The sequence below is a fragment of the Azospirillum sp. P4_B5 genome, from assembly GCF_056402275.1.
In genome coordinates this window covers 1-15,186 of record NZ_JBFUHT010000015.1, presented here as the reverse complement: position 1 = coordinate 15,186, position 15,186 = coordinate 1, and the positions used below count along the sequence as shown (strand labels likewise).

11 protein-coding genes are annotated in these 15,186 nt (G+C 68.6%); all 11 read left to right on the top strand.

Annotated features, from left to right (window positions below):
• The first annotated feature begins 884 nt into the window (after nt 1–884).
• The 11 genes from AC1DVI_RS13755 (at nt 885) to AC1DVI_RS13705 (ending at nt 15,150) form a co-directional block, all read left to right on the top strand.
• A complete protein-coding gene (locus tag AC1DVI_RS13755; RefSeq protein WP_145628309.1) occupies nt 885–2,330 on the top strand; it encodes an exopolysaccharide biosynthesis polyprenyl glycosylphosphotransferase in 1,446 nt (481 codons plus the stop codon).
• 282 nt (nt 2,331–2,612) lie between these two features.
• Nucleotides 2,613–3,950, top strand: coding sequence for an O-antigen ligase family protein (locus AC1DVI_RS13750; RefSeq protein WP_476958445.1), 1,338 nt, complete (start codon nt 2,613–2,615; stop codon nt 3,948–3,950).
• A 61-nt stretch (nt 3,951–4,011) separates the two neighbouring features.
• Nucleotides 4,012–4,974 carry a glycosyltransferase family 2 protein gene (locus AC1DVI_RS13745; protein WP_476958444.1) on the top strand — a complete coding sequence of 321 codons (963 nt, stop codon included), beginning with the start codon at nt 4,012–4,014 and terminating at the stop codon, nt 4,972–4,974.
• Nucleotides 4,975–4,981: 7 nt separating this feature from the next.
• A complete protein-coding gene (locus AC1DVI_RS13740) occupies nt 4,982–6,190 on the top strand; it encodes a glycosyltransferase family 4 protein (RefSeq protein WP_476958443.1) in 1,209 nt (402 codons plus the stop codon).
• Nucleotides 6,191–6,268: 78 nt separating this feature from the next.
• Nucleotides 6,269–7,396, top strand: coding sequence for a glycosyltransferase family 4 protein (locus tag AC1DVI_RS13735; RefSeq protein WP_476958442.1), 1,128 nt, complete (start codon nt 6,269–6,271; stop codon nt 7,394–7,396).
• A 117-nt stretch (nt 7,397–7,513) separates the two neighbouring features.
• Nucleotides 7,514–8,425, top strand: a complete 912-nt coding sequence (locus tag AC1DVI_RS13730; RefSeq protein WP_476958441.1) for a polysaccharide deacetylase family protein — start codon at nt 7,514–7,516, stop codon at nt 8,423–8,425.
• A gap of 513 nt (nt 8,426–8,938) precedes the next feature.
• Nucleotides 8,939–9,235, top strand: a complete 297-nt coding sequence (locus tag AC1DVI_RS13725) for an acyl carrier protein (RefSeq protein WP_476958440.1) — start codon at nt 8,939–8,941, stop codon at nt 9,233–9,235.
• A gap of 64 nt (nt 9,236–9,299) precedes the next feature.
• Nucleotides 9,300–10,859 (top strand): class I adenylate-forming enzyme family protein, encoded by a 1,560-nt coding sequence (locus tag AC1DVI_RS13720; RefSeq protein WP_476958439.1) that lies wholly within the window; start codon nt 9,300–9,302, stop codon nt 10,857–10,859.
• Between the two features lie 54 nt (nt 10,860–10,913).
• Nucleotides 10,914–12,932, top strand: coding sequence for an asparagine synthase (glutamine-hydrolyzing) (gene asnB / locus AC1DVI_RS13715; protein WP_476958438.1), 2,019 nt, complete (start codon nt 10,914–10,916; stop codon nt 12,930–12,932).
• A 107-nt stretch (nt 12,933–13,039) separates the two neighbouring features.
• Entirely contained in the window at nt 13,040–14,047 is a 1,008-nt protein-coding gene (nadE, locus tag AC1DVI_RS13710) for an NAD(+) synthase (protein WP_137141467.1), read from the top strand.
• Between the two features lie 38 nt (nt 14,048–14,085).
• Nucleotides 14,086–15,150, top strand: coding sequence for a GNAT family N-acetyltransferase (locus AC1DVI_RS13705; protein ID WP_476958437.1), 1,065 nt, complete (start codon nt 14,086–14,088; stop codon nt 15,148–15,150).
• Nucleotides 15,151–15,186 lie beyond the last annotated feature (36 nt).

The following is a 15,186-nucleotide window of genomic DNA, read 5'->3' as shown; positions in this document are numbered from 1 at the left end:
CGAACGCAATTCCGATGATTGGAACCGGACCGGGACGTTTCAATTTCGCGTTGGTGCCGTCGCGCTGTTCTTCAGGCTTATCCCCATGAAGGCGCATCGGCGGCGTCCCCGCCCCCACCCTAACCCTCCCCCGCTCTCGGCGGACCGAAGGTCCGCCTGTCGCGTCAGCGCAAACCTATGGTTTGCGCGAGAGCTGCGCAGGGGAGGGGACTGCCGCCACTTCGCAGAAGGCACCCTCCCCTGCAAAAGCGGGGGAGGGCCGGGGTGGGGGCAATCGGCCGAACCACCCGGCAGACAACCGACCCAGCCTGCGAGGGCACTCCACCGCGATCAACGGGGCTTTGGAGACACCGTCTCATCCGGAATCGTCCGGCGGCTTCTTATGGGATACGTCCGTGCCGCCGCCTCGGAGGGACGGGCGGTCCAACCCGGCGAAACCCGCCACCACCCGGCTTCGCCCCCGACCATAGGAGACGGGGAACATCCCCCCAATACCCCCAATTTGCGGGAAGAAAAGGAGTAGCCGGGGAACGGCGGTGGCAGCGTCGCCACCGATCCGGATGACCCGGACGAAGTCACCCGCTTTCCTTAATCTCTTCAAACTCACCCGAGGGAATCCACGCTGGATGTAAGGGGTATCGCCGCTGGCGCAGGAGGCCTCTTGTGATTTGTTGATTGACGGCAGCCTTTATCCTAATTCGTGGAGAACAGCGCAACCTTCTGATCTGTCTGCACAGAGGCGAGGCATGCGCTGATATTTGTGTGTCTTTCTGAACACAGAAAGACTCAAAGAAAAAGCTGATGAGAAACCGTCTTTCGCTGCCGCGCGTTAGGTCAGGCGCGAGACGGATGACATTCCGTTTCACATATAAATGGGACCTGCGATGAGCAAACTCGACCCAGAAGCGGTCATCAATCTGGCCCCGGTGAAGAAGACGGCCATGCCGACGGTGGGACCCGGGCTGCTGTTGGCGCTGTCCGACGGCTTCATGCTCGCCCTGCTCGGCTGGACGCTCATCCAGCTGTTCGGAAGCGACACCCTGACCGCGGAAGCGGACCTGTCGCAGCGCGCCCTGGTCACCGGCCTGATGCTGGTGCCGCTGGTGAAATCGGTTTTCGGAATTTATTCGCTGGGCCGCTTCGACTATCTGGAGCGGACCCGCCGCACCTTCCAGGCGGCCCTGCTGTCGGTCGCCGTGCTGGCCGTGCCCTTCATCGTGATGGACGGCTTCCGCTCCTTCTTCGTCGAGGCGCTGTCGGTCGCCCTGATCGGCTTCGCGATCACCTACGCCGCCGACCTGCTGCTGGTGCACGGCCTGATGGCCAGCGCGCTGAACTGGCGGACGCCGGTGGTGATCGTCGGCGCCGGCCCGCAGGGTGCCGCCATCGCGGAGAAGCTGCAGCGCCTGCCCTGGCTGGGGATGCGCCCGGTCTGCTTCTTCGACGACGACGACACGCTGTGGCAGACCCGCGTCGCCAACCTGCCGGTGGTCGGCTCGACCGACCTGCTCGCCAAGTCCCCGGCCTACGCCCAGCAGGCCCAGGCGGCCATCGTCGCCGACATCGGTCGCCACAAGAAGGAGCTGACCGCCCTGGTCGAGCGGCTGCCCTTCAAGCAGGTCTACTGCCTGCTGGGCGAGGGCAACGTCAGCGCGGTGGACGCCACCTACCACAACCTGCACGGCTCGCTGGCGCTGCGCGTCTCGGTCCGTCCGCCGACCAGCTACCTGCGCATCCGCCGCGCGCTGGACATCCTGCTGTCGGGCATCCTGCTGGTGGCGGTGGCGCCTCTGATGCTGGGCATCGCCGCGGCGATCCGCCTGGACAGCCCCGGCCCGGTCATGTTCCGCCAGAAGCGCTGGGCCGGCGGCGACAAGACCTTCGACGTGCTGAAGTTCCGCTCGATGCACATCAACGCGGAAGAGCATCTCCAGCGCCTGCTGGAGAACGATCCGAAGATGCGCGAAGAGTACATGACCTACCACAAGCTGACCTACGACCCGCGCATCACCCCGGTCGGCCGCTTCCTGCGCAAGACCTCGCTCGACGAGCTGCCGCAGCTGGTGAACATTCTGATGGGCGACATGAGCTTGATCGGCCCGCGCGCCTACATGCCGAAGGAACTGCCGGAGGTCGGCGCCTCGGCCGAGGTCATCGGCTCCGTCCGTCCGGGCCTGACCGGCTACTGGCAGGTGTCGGGGCGCCACCGCACCACCTTCCAGGAACGCGTCGCCATGGACGTCTTCTACGTCCGCAACTGCGGCCTGCTGTTCGACTTCTACATCCTGTGCAAGACCGCGGTGATCGTCCTCAAGGGCGACGGGTCATGACCCTGCGGCGCCCCATCCAGGCCCCTCTTCCCACGCGGGAGAGGGGCTTTCCCTTTTCCGGGGTCTTTTCCGGACCTGGGCTGCATATGCCCTGCGGGACCCGCAAGATCGGGGTGGGTGGCCCAAGCGGAGGTAGCCCTGACGGGGACGACCTCCTTAGGCCTAATGCCTCCGCCCGGCTACAGGTCCGGGCATCGGGTTGGCATCTTCAGAAAACGATGCGGTGCGCCCGTCATGGGCGTTCACTGCCATAGCAGCCCTTTTCACCGGAACAGCGGCCCCATGAAAGTCCTCGAAGTTCTGGAAAAGAGCATCACCGTCTTCTGCATCGTCTCGTTCGGCGGGTCGGTGCTCCCGGCGCTGCTGACCGGCGGCGGCGCGACCGATCCAGACGCACCGGGCGCGGTGATCTACTTCATGGCCGTCTACGTCATGATCCTGGGCCTGATGGCGCTGCGGCCGAGCCTGGCCTTCCGCATCCCGACGGGAAGCCCGGCGGTGTCGCTGATCGTGGCGCTGGCCTTCCTGTCGGCCCTGTGGTCGATCTACCCCGACGTGACGCTGCGCCGCGCGGTGGCCTTCCTGTTCACCACCGCCTTCGCCGTCTATCTGGCCCTGCGCTACACCTTTCCGGAAATCGTCCGGATGCTGGCGACGGGTCTGTCGATCCTGATGGTGCTGTCCTACGTCTCGGTCTTCGCCATGCCGGCGGTCGGGCTCGACCACGAGCAGCATGTCGGCGCCTGGAAGGGTGTCTTCTGGCAGAAGAACGTCACGGGCCGCATGATGGTCTGGCTGGTGCTCTGCCTGCTCTGGCTCGACTGGACGCGCGAGGGCAAACGCTGGGTGGTCCGCCCGCTGCTGCTGATGGCCCTGCTGCTGATCGTGATGAGCCGGTCGGGCACCGGCCTGGTGACCTCGATCCTGGTCGCCGGGCTGCTGCTGGTCAGCGGCTTCGTGCGCGGCGGCATCCGCAGCTTCGCGCCGGCCATGGCCTTCGTCCTGCTGGTCGCGGTGATCGGCATCACCAGCGGCACCACCTTCTGGCACGACATCCTCTACATGCTGGGGCGCGATCCGACGCTGACCGGACGCACGGTGCTGTGGGAACACACGCTGATGTCGATCCAGGACCGCTTCATGCTCGGCTGGGGCTACGGCGCCTACTGGTACGGGGCCTACGGTCCGGGCAGCACCTTCACCCAGGGCTGGGGCATCAACTCCGCCCACAACGGGTGGATGGAGGCGTGGCTCGACCTCGGCCTGGCCGGCGTGATCCTGACGGCGATGCTGATGGGCCGCCTGCTGATCCAGGGCTTCGCCGCCATCCGCTACAGCGAGAACCGCGCCGAGCCCGCCTGGATCTTCACCGTCGGCTGCGCCCTGTTGCTGATCTCGGTGTCGGAGAGCGTGTTCCTGGAACGCCATTCCCTGAACTGGATCGTGCTGGTGATCGCGGTGACCCGCCTCGTGCAACGCCGCCGCTGGGCGAAGATGCAGACCCGGATTCAGGACCAGCATCAGGCGTCCCACGCCGCCTTCGCCAGTTCCTCCCCCTACGGAACCTCCTACGGCGGGCCTCCGGCCGCCGGCTGGAGCGGTCCGGTCCGGCCCGGCTGACGGAAAGGAGCCCCCGCATGTTCCGCCCCCCGAATTCTCCGTCGCGACAGAAGGTAGTGTCATGACGCCGCCGCAAGAGACGGGCCCGCAAGAGATGGCCCCGCAAGAGATGGTCACCGTCGTCATTCCCACCCGCAACCGGCCGGACATGGTCGCGCGGGCCGTGGAAAGCGCCCTGGGACAGACCTACGCCCCGCTTGAGGTGGTCGTCGTCATCGACGGGCCCGACCCCGCCACCGAGGAGCGCCTGAGGGCGTTCGGCGATCCGCGGCTGACCGTGATCGCGCTGGAACAGAACCGCGGCGCCGCCGGCGCCCGCAATCTGGGCGTGGACCGCGCGAAGGGCGCCTGGATCGCCTTCCTCGACGACGACGACGAATGGATGCCGGGCAAGGTCGCCCTTCAGATGGCCGCCCGCCCGCCCGGCGTGCGCTACCCGATCATGAGCTGCCGCTGCAAGGTGGTGACCGCCCGCGGCGACTTCGAATGGCCGCGGCGCCTGTGCACCCCGCGGGACCGGATCGGCGACTACCTGTTCGTCCGGCACGGGCTGTTCAAGGGCGAGACCTTCGCCCCCACCACCACCCTGCTGGCCCCGAAGGCGCTGCTCCAGCGCCAGCCGATCCCGAAATCGGCCTTCGACGACTGGGAGTGGCTGATCGCCTGCGGCCAGATCGAAGGCTGCGCCCTGGTGACGGTGCCGGAGGTGCTGGCGATCCACTACACGGAATCGGACCGCATCACCCTGTCGACCTGCCACAACATCGACATGGCCCTGAACTGGGCGGAGTCGGTTCGGCCCCGGCTGTCGCCCCGTGCCTACGCCAGCCTGCTGCTCCAGGCCACGGGCGGGGAACAGGCGGCGCGGACCCCGGCGGTGCGCAAGCGCATCCTGAAATCGGCGCTGCGGGACGGCGCGCCGACCCCGATGGCGCTGACCACCTTCCTGATGCATTCGCTGATGCCGGTCGGGCTGCGGCGCCGGCTGCGTCAGGCCATCTTCTCGGCTCCCGGCGCAGCGTGAGGGCAGAATGGGTTTGATCGACAGGGGTTTCCGGCGCAAGAAGGCGTCCCGCGCCTGCATTGTCTTCGCCACCCCCGGCGCGCTCGACGGCGGCGGGGGGATCGGGCGGATGACGGGCTACATCGTCGACGCCTTCCAGAACAGCCCCGCCGCTCCGGAAACCGTGGTGCTCGACACCCGCGGCACCGGCAGCGCCCTGCTGTCGCCGCTCTATCTGGCCGGCACGCTGGCACGACTTGGCGCGATGATGCTGCGCCGCCGCCCGACGGTCGTGCACATCAACGTGTCGGAGAACGCCAGCGTCTGGCGCAAGGCGGTGGTCCAGCTCTTCGCCGGCCTGTTCTCCTGCCCCACGGTCGTGCATCTGCACGGCGCGTCCTTCATGGAGTATTTCGACAAGGGGCCGGTGTCCCGCGCGATCAGCCGCTGGCTGTTCGACCGCTGCGGCATCGCCCTGGTGCTCGGCGAGAGCTGGCGGAACTTCCTGGTGCAATCGGTCGGGACGGACCCGCACAAGGTGCGCGTGCTCTACAATGCCGTGCCGGACATTGGCGCCGACCTGCCGGTCCGCGCGGCTCCGCCGGAGGGGGCGATCGTGTCGCTCCTCGTGCTCGCCAACCTGTCGGAGCGCAAGGGCATCGGCACGCTGCTGCGCTCCTGCCGGCTGATGAAGGACCGGGGCTTCCGCTTCCGGGTGACCATCGGCGGTGGCGGCGACGTCGAGGGCTACCGCCGCATGGCGGCGGAGCTGAGCGTGGACGGCGAATGCCGGTTCGAGGGCTGGATCTCCCGCGAGCAGGCGCACGCCCATCTGCGCGACCACGACATGCTGCTGCTGCCCTCGACCCACGAGGGGTTGCCCATGGTGATCCTGGAGGCGCTGTCCACCGGCATGCCGGTGGTCACCACCCCGGTCGGCTCGATCCCGGAGGTGCTGACCGACGGTGAAACGGCGCGCATCGTCCCGGTCAACGACCCGGAGGCGCTGGCCCACGCGGTCTGCGACCTCGCCGCCCGGCCGGCGCTCTACGCGCGCCTGTCGGCGCAGGGGCGCCGGCTGTTCCTGGAGAAATTCGTCATCGAGTCCTATGGCCGCAGCCTTCAGGACATCTATGCGGAGCTGAACCGCCCCGACGCCGTTCGGCGCCCCTCATTGGGGGCGCTGCCCGACGCCGCGACGGCCAAGCCATCGCTGACCCGCGCGGGCCGGCAGTAAGAACCCATTTTTCCGCGGCGTCCCTAATTCCTTCCTCCCTGAAGCTTCGCGAGGGGAGCGCGACAGTCAGGAGCGGATATGATCTACATCGTTTCACCCGGCGGCACGCTCGAAAAGGGCGGCATGGGGCGAATCGTCGACAACTTCACGACGGACTTACGGGAGAACCGTCCCGACGTGAAGTTCGAGGTGATCGACAGCTATGGGCCGGACGCGAAATTTCATCTGATGCCCTTCTACTTCGCCGCCGCGCTGCTGCGCCTGTTCGGCTGCTTCGCGACCGGCAAGGCCCAGCTCGTGCACATCCACATGGCCGAATACGGCAGCGTGCTGCGCAAGGGGCTGATCGTCGCCATGGCCTCGCTGTTCCGGGTGCCGGTCGTCCTGCATCTGCACGGGGGCCGCTTTCCGAAGCATTACGAGGACGCCAAGCCGCTCTCCCGCTGGGCCATCCGCCACATGATGGAGATGACCAGCGAGGTGGTGGTGCTCGGCGAATACTGGCGCAACTGGGTGGTCACCACCTTCCCGACCGTGCGCCGCGCGACCCTGCTGCACAACGCCGTGCCGGGGCCGGAGACGATCCCGGAGCGTGCGGAGGACGGGCCGGTGCGCCTGCTGTTCCTCGGCCGCCTGATCAAGCTGAAGGGCATCGACGTCCTGCTGGACGCCCTGGCGTCGGAGACCTGCCGCAGCCGCTCCTGGCAGTTGACCATCGCCGGTGACGGCGACTTGGAGACCTACCGCGCCCAGGCCAAGGCGCTGGGGCTGGAGGAGCGTGTGCGCTTCACCGGCTGGCTCGACCAGACCGGCTGCCGCAAGGAGCTGGTGCAGGCCCATGTGCTGGTCCAGCCCTCGATGTTCGAGGGGTTGCCGATGTCGGTGCTGGAGGCCATGGCCAACGGCTTGACCATCGTCGCCACCCCGGTCGGCAGCGTGGGCGACGCCATCGCCGACGAGGAGACCGGCCTGCTGGTGCCGCCGGGCGACCGGACGGCCCTGGCCGAGGCGTTGGCCCGCGTGATCGACGACGCCGAGCTGCGCCGCCGGCTGGGCCAGGGCGCCCGCCGCCGCTTCGAGCGCCAGTTCGACATCGCCGTCTACCGGGAGCGCATCGTCGAGATCTACCGACGCAACGCCCGCGGCTGGATGTCCGAACCGGCGCCGGCCGCATCCATCGGGCCGCGCCGGGCGCGGTCCGGCTGACCGTCCCGCCGATCCGGGCCCGCTTCCGAACCGGGCCCGTCCTGCCTTTCAACCGGTCCGCAACCGCCTCGCCAGCCGTGAACAAAGGACCGGACACACAGCAGAGGTCCAATCCCCATGAAGCAAGCCATCGCGGCCGGAATCGTGCGCTGGACGGGAGTCGGTGCCCTGTTCCGAAACCTGTTCGCGCGCCGGAACGTGACCATCGTCGTGTATCACGACCCGGACCCGGAGGTGATGCGCGCGCACCTCGCCTGGTACGCCGAACGCTACAGCTTCACCACGCTGGACGCGGTGGCCGACGCGATGGAGAGCGGGCGGTGGGGTGACCTGCCGCCCTATCCGCTTGTCGTCACCTTCGACGACGGCCACCGCAACAACGCCCGCCTGGAACCTCTGTTCAAGGAGTTCGGGGTTCGCCCGACCATCTACCTGTGCAGCCGGGTGGTCGGCACCGCCCGCCCCTATTGGTGGAAGACCGCCGCGGCCGGGCGAATCGGCGCCGAGACGCTGAAACGCCTCCCCGACCCCGAGCGCCGCCGCCGGCTCGCCGAAGCCGGCGACGATCCCGACCGGGACGGCGCCGACCGCCAGTCGCTGACCTGGGACGAGGTGCGACATCTTGCCGCCGTCACCGATTACGGCGCCCACACGCGCACCCACCCGATCCTCCTGCAATGCGACGACCAGCGCTGCGCCGAGGAGATCGCGCTGTGCAAGACCGAGCTGGAGGAGGCCATCGGCCAGCCCTGCCGCCATTTCGCCTTCCCCAACGGCGATTTCAGCGACCGCGAGGTGGCGATCATCCGGCAGGCCGGCTACCGCACCGCGCGCACCATCGATCCGGGCTGGAACGGCCCGAAGACCGACCCGCTGCGGCTGCACGCCGTGCCCATTTCCGATGATGCCTCAGTGGACTGGCTGTCGGTGCAGGTGACCGGCATTCCGGCCTGGCTGCGCAAGCGCAAGAACGGCGGCGGTGCACCCGCCCCGGCCCCGACGCACGGCGATCCGCTTCCGGCGGCGTGATCCTGGCAAAATCACTCTCTCGGCCCCCACCCCGGCCCTCCCCCGCTAACGCAGGGGAGGGCGATTTCTGCGAAGCGGCGGCAGTTCCCTCCCCTGCGGAGCGGGGGAGGGTTAGGGTGGGGGTTCGTATGCCCGCCACCCCTCAGCAACCACGACGTGAGCGATAGGCCCGCCTACGCCGCAAGTCAGAGAGGGCTCGCCAAGTGTACGAGAAGGTATTCCCTGATCAATTGCAATGACCCTGAGTGGTTAGCCACTGTCTTCACCGCCCGATCATCCTTTGCACTCTCGAAAACACCGCATTCGAATGCAATAAAGAATGACGTACTCGGCGGCGTTGCCGGGACCTCACTGCAAAGAACGGGAAATGCCTTTCCCGATCCCACGCAACGAGGCGGTAGCACCGAAAGGAACGGACCGGCCCCTTTGGATTAACCCCCTCTGGGGCCGGCCTCTCCGTCCCGATCTGCCGGCCAAGGATCGACGACCAAACCCACAGGAGTTGCCAGCGACATGCGGACCGCCATCCCCACCGACACGACGACCCTGAGCGCACCCGCCACCCAGGAGATCCGCGCCTTCATCGTGGAGAACTTCCTGCTGGGCAGCGACTCCGGCTTCGACAACGCCGAATCCCTGCTGGAGACCGGCATCATCGACTCCACCGGCATCATGCACGTCGTGGCCTTCCTGGAGGAGCACTTCGGCATCATCGTCGAAGACGACGACATGGTGGCCGACAACCTCGAATCGGTCAGCCGCATCGCCGCCTATGTCGAGCGCAAGCGGGCCCTGAAGGACGCGGCCTGATCCTTCCGCCAGGACGGAACGGGCCATCGGGACAGTCACCGAAGCCAGGCAAGGGAACAGCGTCATGGCGCACCTGCTTCATCAGCTTCTCAGCGAAACCGCCGCAAGGCGGCCTCACCACACCGCGCTGATCGCGGGTGAGAACGCCGTCACCTTCGCCGAACTGGACCGCCAGAGCGACGCCGTCGCTTGCGCGCTCCAGTCCGCCGGGGTGGTGCGCGGCGACCGAGTGGCGGTCATGCTGGAGAACTCGATCGAGTATGTCGCGGGCTTGTTCGGCGCGCTCAAGGCCGGGGCTGTCTATGTCCCCGTCAACCCGTCCACCAAGGCGGACAAGCTGGCCTACATCCTGACCGACGCCGGCGTGCGGGCGCTCATCGCGCCCGCCGCGCTCGCCCGGCAGGTTGTGCCGGCGGCTGGTGAGGCACCCCACCTCGCCACCACGCTGTGGGTCGGGCCCGCCGTGCCGGCCGGGGCCGGCGGGCTCTCCTTCACAGATATCGTGGCCACCCACCCGGACCCGCAGTCCGGAGGCACCAAGCCGCAGAACCGCGGCCTGATCGACCAGGATCTGGCCGCCATCCTCTACACCTCGGGAACCACCGGGCGGCCCAAGGGCGTCATGCTCAGCCACGCCGCGCTGGTGAACACCACCTGGTCGATCTCCACCTATCTGGAGAACACGCCCGACGACGTCGTGATGTGCGTCCTGCCGCTGACCTTCGGGTACGGCCTGTCGCAGATCCTGACCGGGGCGCGGGTCGGCTTCACGGTGGTCCTGGAACGCTCCTTCGCCTTCCCGGCGGAAACGCTGGCGCGCATGGTGAAGCACCGCATCACCGGCCTGCCCGGAGTGCCGACCTTCTTCTCTACGCTCTTGGGGATGGAGGCGATGAAGACCGCCGACCTGTCCTCGCTGCGCTACCTGACCAACGCGGCGGCCCCGCTGCCGACCGCCCACATCGACCGCCTGCGCGAGCGCTTTCCCGATGCCGCCTTCTACTCGATGTACGGCATGACGGAATGCTGCACCCGCATCTGCTACCTCGACCCGCGGGACCTCGGCACCAAGACCGCCTCGGTGGGCCGGGCCATCCCCAACTGCGAAGCCTATGTGGTGGACGAGTTGGGCAACCGCGCCGCGCCCGGCGAGGTCGGCGAGCTGGTGGTCCGCGGCGCCAACGTGATGCGCGGCTACTGGAACCGCCCGGAGGAAACCGCCAAGCGCCTGCGCAGCGGGCCGCAGGGCGAGACGCTGCTCTACACCGGCGACCTCTTCACCATGGACGCCGACGGCTGCCTCTACTTCGTCAGCCGCAAGGACGACGTCTTCAAGTGCCGCGGCGAGAAGGTCAGCCCCAAGGAGGTCGAGAACGCCCTCTACGAGCTGGAGGCCGTGGTCGAGGCCGCCGTCCTCGGCGTGCCCGACCCCGCCGACGGCATGGCGGTGAAGGCCTATCTGGTCGTCCGCCCCGGCGCCACCCTGACCGAGATGGCGATCCGCCAGCACTGCCGGGGCCGCCTGGAAAGCCATCTGGTGCCCAAATTCATCGAGATCCGCGACGAGTTGCCGAAGACCGAGTCCGGCAAGATCAAGCGCGCGATGCTCGCCGAAACCGTCTGACCCTTTTCCGCCTGATCCTTTTCCGCTGGCCTTCAACACACAGGAGAGCGTGCGATGTGTGGTGTCGCCGGAGTTCTCGCCGGGCCGCGTGCCGAGCCCGCCGGACTCGACGAACTGAAGCGCATGATCGCCATGATCGGGCACCGCGGCCCGGACGGCTACGGCTTCTACCGCGACGGGCGGATCGGGCTCGCCCATGCCCGCCTCAGCATCGTCGGTTTGGCCGGCGGCTTCCAGCCGATCCACAACGAGGAGCGGACGCTGTGGATCACCTTCAACGGCGAGATCTTCAACCACGTCGAGCTGCGGCGTGACCTGGAGGCGCGCGGGCACCGCTTCTACACCCGCACCGACACCGAGGTGATCGTCCACGCCTTCGAGGAGTACGGCCCCGCCGCCTGGGCCAAGCTGAACGGCCAGTTCGCCATCGGCCTGTGGGACGCGGTGAAGCGCGAGCTGTGGCTAGTCCGCGACCGGCTGGGCATCCTGCCGCTGTTCTACGCCCGCAGCGGCGACCATCTCGCCTTCGCGTCGGAGGCCAAGGCCCTGTTCGGCGGCGGCCGGATCGAGCCGCGCTTCGACGCCGCCCGCCTCGCCCAGGTCTTCACCCACTGGAGCGTCGCCCCCCAGGGCAGCGTCTTCGCCGGGGTGCAGAGCGTGCCGCCGGCCACCGCCATCCGCATCGACGCCGACCTGCGCCTGCACGAGGCCCGCTATTGGGAGCCGGACATGGCCGGCGATCCCGCCCTGTCCGGCATCACGCTGGACGAGGCGGCGGACCGGCTGGAGGAGAAGCTGCTCGACGCCATCCGCCTGCGGCTGCGCGCCGACGTGCCGGTGGGCGTCTACATCAGCGGCGGGCTGGACAGCTCGGTGATCGCGGCGCTGGCGCGCAAGCTCGACACCACGCAGATGCACAGCTTCGGCGTGCGCTTCGCCGACAACGCCTTTGACGAGACGCCGCAGCAGCGGCTGGTCGCCGGCCATGTCGGGACGGAGCATCACGACATCCTCTGCACGGCGGAGGACATCCAGGCGGCCCTGCCCGACGTGATCTGGCACGGCGAGTCGCCGCTGGTCCGCACCGCCCCGGCGCCGCTCTTCCTGCTCTCCCGCCTCGTCCGCGACAGCGGCATCCGCGTCGTGCTGTCCGGCGAGGGCGCCGACGAGTGGCTGGCCGGCTACGACATCTTCAAGGAGGACAAGGTCCGCCGCTTCTGGGCGCGGCAGCCGCAATCCACGGCGCGCCCCAAGCTGCTCAGCCGCATCCATCCCTACGCCGCCACCAGCGGCCAGAAGGACAGCCCGCTCTGGCAGGCCTTCTGGAAGCGCGGCATGACGGAGACGGACGATCCCTTCTACGCCCACCGCATCCGCTGGCAGAACACCGCCTGGACGCAGCGCCTGCTGGCGCCGGACGTGCGCTCCGCCGCCAACGCGCAGGCCTTCGAGGACGTCGTCTCCGCCCATCTGCCCGCCGGCTGGTCGCGCTGGAGCCCGCTCGCCCGCACCCAGTGGACGGAGATCGCCGCCTTCATGTCGCCCTACCTGCTGACCAGCCAGGGCGACCGGGTGGCGATGGCCAACAGCATCGAGGTCCGCTACCCCTTCCTCGACCCGGAGGTGGACGACCTCTGCGCCGCCCTGCCCGACCGGGTCAAGATGCTGGGGCTGCGCGACAAGCTGGCGCTGCGCCGGGTCGCCTCGCGCCTGCTGCCGGCGGAGATCTTCCACCGCCCGAAGCGCCCCTACCGCGCCCCGATGACCACCGCCCTCTTCGGCGCCCAGGCCCCGGCCTATGTCCAGGACCTGCTGTCGGAGGAGTCGCTGAACCGCTACGGGCTGGTCGACGCCGCCGGCGTCGCCGCGCTGGCCGCCAAGGCCCACCGCACCGACGGGCGCATGGCCGGCGAGCGCGAGGAGATGGCCCTGGTCGGCGTTCTCACCCTCCAGATGCTCGCCCGGAACGTGCTGGACGAGCTGCCGGGCCGGGCCTCGACGCTCCGCGCCCGCTTGGACGCCGCGCCCATCCACATTCTCGAAGAGCATTTGGACAGCGCCGCCGCCGCCTGATCGGGCGGACCGGCGCGGTCCCCAAGGCAGAGTCCATTCCACAGTCCCCCTTCCACAGTCCCCCTTCCACAGTCGATGCAACAACGCCAACCGGGAAAACCGACACCATGCTGAACGCCCTGCATCCCTTCGACGCCAACGCCCTCTCGCTCGACTGCGCGGCCGCGGCCCGGGAGATCGAACAGTTCATCCAGCGCACCGTCGCCCACGACCTGAAGCGCCAGGGCATCGTGCTCGGCGTGTCCGGCGGCATCGACAGCTCAGTCTGCGCGGCGTTGGCCGTCCGCGCGCTTGGGCCGGAGCGCGTCCTGGCCATCCTGATGCCGGAGAAGGAATCCTCGCCCGACAGCACCCGCCGGGGCCGGTTGCTCTGCGAGAGCCTGGGCATCGAGCCGATCATGGAGAACCTTACCGCTCCGCTGACCGCGCTCGGCTGCTACGACCGCCGCGACAGCGCCATCCGCCGCCTCTTCCCGGAATACGGTCCGGGCTGGAAGCAGAAGATCGGTCTGGCCGCCGGCCTGCTCGACGCCGACCGCGTCAACTACTTCACCATGACGGTGGAATCGCCGGAGGGCGACCGTCAGACCAGCCGCATGCCGGTGGACGTCTATCTGTCGGTGGTCGCCGCCACCAACCTGAAGCAGCGCGTCCGCAAGACCATGGAATACACCCACGCCGACCGGCTGAACTACGCGGTCCTCGGCACGCCGAACCGGCTGGAGTATGAGCTGGGCTTCTTCGTGCGCGGCGGCGACGGTCTGGCCGACCTGAAGCCGATCGCCCATCTGTTCAAGACCCAGGTCTACCAGATGGCCGCGTACCTCGGCCTGCCCGACGACATCCAGAGCCAGTCGCCGAGCACCGACACCTACACCCTGCCGCAGTCGCAGGAGGAGTTCTACTACGCCATCCCCTACGACAAGCTGGACTTGGCGCTCTGCGCCTACGGCCGCGGCGTGCCGGAGGACGAGGCAGCCCGCGCCCTCAACCTGTCGGTCGAGCAGGTCCGCCGCGTCTACAAGGACATCGTCCTGAAGCGCCGCACGTCGGGCCGCATCCTGCGGAACGCCGCGCTGGTGCAGCCGGTCGAGGTGGATGGGAGCGACGCATGACCGCAATGCCCTGGCTTCAGCGGGGTGTGGAACGGTTCATGTCCGAGGATCGCGTCGCGCTGGAGTCCTTCCAGCGCGACCACTTCGGCGCGGACTCCCCGCTGCTGGACGACACCCATTTCAATTGGCTGTTCGAGGAGCCGCCGACCCCCGATCCGGAGGGGATGCAGCTCTGGGTCTGCAAGCGGAACGGGGGGATCGTCGGCCAGCAGGCGGGCATTCCCTTCGCGTTGAAGGTGGGGCAGCGGGTGCGCCGCGCCTCCTGGGCGATCGACCTGATGGTCGCCCCGGAATGGCGGCTGCGCGGCGTCGGGCCGGGCCTCTCGGAGACCCACGCCGCCGCCAGCGAGGTGAGCGTCTCCCTGTCGATGACCGACGCCGCCTACAAATCCTACAAGCGGGCGGGCTGGCTCGATCTCGGGAACATCCCGACCTATCTGCGCGTGATCGACCCGCAGCGCTGCCTGCGCGTCAGCCCCTACGACGGCGGGCTGGCCCGCCTGATGGCGCGGCTGGGCAAGCCGGCGATGAGCGCCGCCTCGCTGATCGGCCACGCGGCGGCTCGGACCTTCGGCGCCCGGCTGGTCGAGGTCGACCGCTTCGATGAGCGGATGGACGGGCTGTGGGAGGCCGCGGCCCCGCAGCATCTCTGCGCCGCCCGACGCGACCACGCCTATCTCCAGTGGCGCTTCGACAAGATCCCGAACGCGGCGCGGCACCGCCGTTTCCTCGTCATGCGCCGCGACACGGTGATGGCCTATGTGGTTCTGCGCGTGGACCGCTGGCGCGGCGAGAGCGTCGGGGTGGTCTGCGATTATTTGGCCCGTCCGGGCTGGCTGATGCCCGCCTTCGCCCTGCTGGTCGAGCGCGCCCGGCGGGACCGGCTGGCCGCCCTGGTCTGCCGCACGCTGAACGCGCAGGCCGCCCGTCCCCTGTCGATGATGGGTTTTCTGTGCCTGAAGAACGGACTGCGCCAACCGACCCGGATGATGGCCCGCCCCGCGGCCGACCGTCCGGAATTGACGCCGCTGATCGGCGATCCGAAGAACTGGTTCGTCACCGCCGCCGACAGCGACATGGGCTTCAAGGATCTCGGCGAGTAAGCTGTTTCGCGCAAAACGAAAAGGGCGCCCGCAGCG

Bases quoted from the DNA above. Each gene is read 5' to 3' on its own strand.
- AC1DVI_RS13720 (WP_476958439.1), top strand. From the start codon at position 9,300: ATGGCGCACCTGCTTCATCAGCTTCTCAGCGAAACCGCCGCAAGGCGG.
- AC1DVI_RS13745 (WP_476958444.1), top strand. From the start codon at position 4,012: ATGACGCCGCCGCAAGAGACGGGCCCGCAAGAGATGGCCCCGCAAGAG.
- AC1DVI_RS13725 (WP_476958440.1), top strand. From the start codon at position 8,939: ATGCGGACCGCCATCCCCACCGACACGACGACCCTGAGCGCACCCGCC.
- AC1DVI_RS13705 (WP_476958437.1), top strand. From the start codon at position 14,086: ATGTCCGAGGATCGCGTCGCGCTGGAGTCCTTCCAGCGCGACCACTTC.
- asnB (WP_476958438.1), top strand. From the start codon at position 10,914: ATGTGTGGTGTCGCCGGAGTTCTCGCCGGGCCGCGTGCCGAGCCCGCC.
- AC1DVI_RS13740 (WP_476958443.1), top strand. From the start codon at position 4,982: ATGGGTTTGATCGACAGGGGTTTCCGGCGCAAGAAGGCGTCCCGCGCC.
- AC1DVI_RS13755 (WP_145628309.1), top strand. From the start codon at position 885: ATGAGCAAACTCGACCCAGAAGCGGTCATCAATCTGGCCCCGGTGAAG.
- AC1DVI_RS13750 (WP_476958445.1), top strand. From the start codon at position 2,613: ATGAAAGTCCTCGAAGTTCTGGAAAAGAGCATCACCGTCTTCTGCATC.
- AC1DVI_RS13730 (WP_476958441.1), top strand. From the start codon at position 7,514: ATGAAGCAAGCCATCGCGGCCGGAATCGTGCGCTGGACGGGAGTCGGT.
- AC1DVI_RS13735 (WP_476958442.1), top strand. From the start codon at position 6,269: ATGATCTACATCGTTTCACCCGGCGGCACGCTCGAAAAGGGCGGCATG.
- nadE (WP_137141467.1), top strand. From the start codon at position 13,040: ATGCTGAACGCCCTGCATCCCTTCGACGCCAACGCCCTCTCGCTCGAC.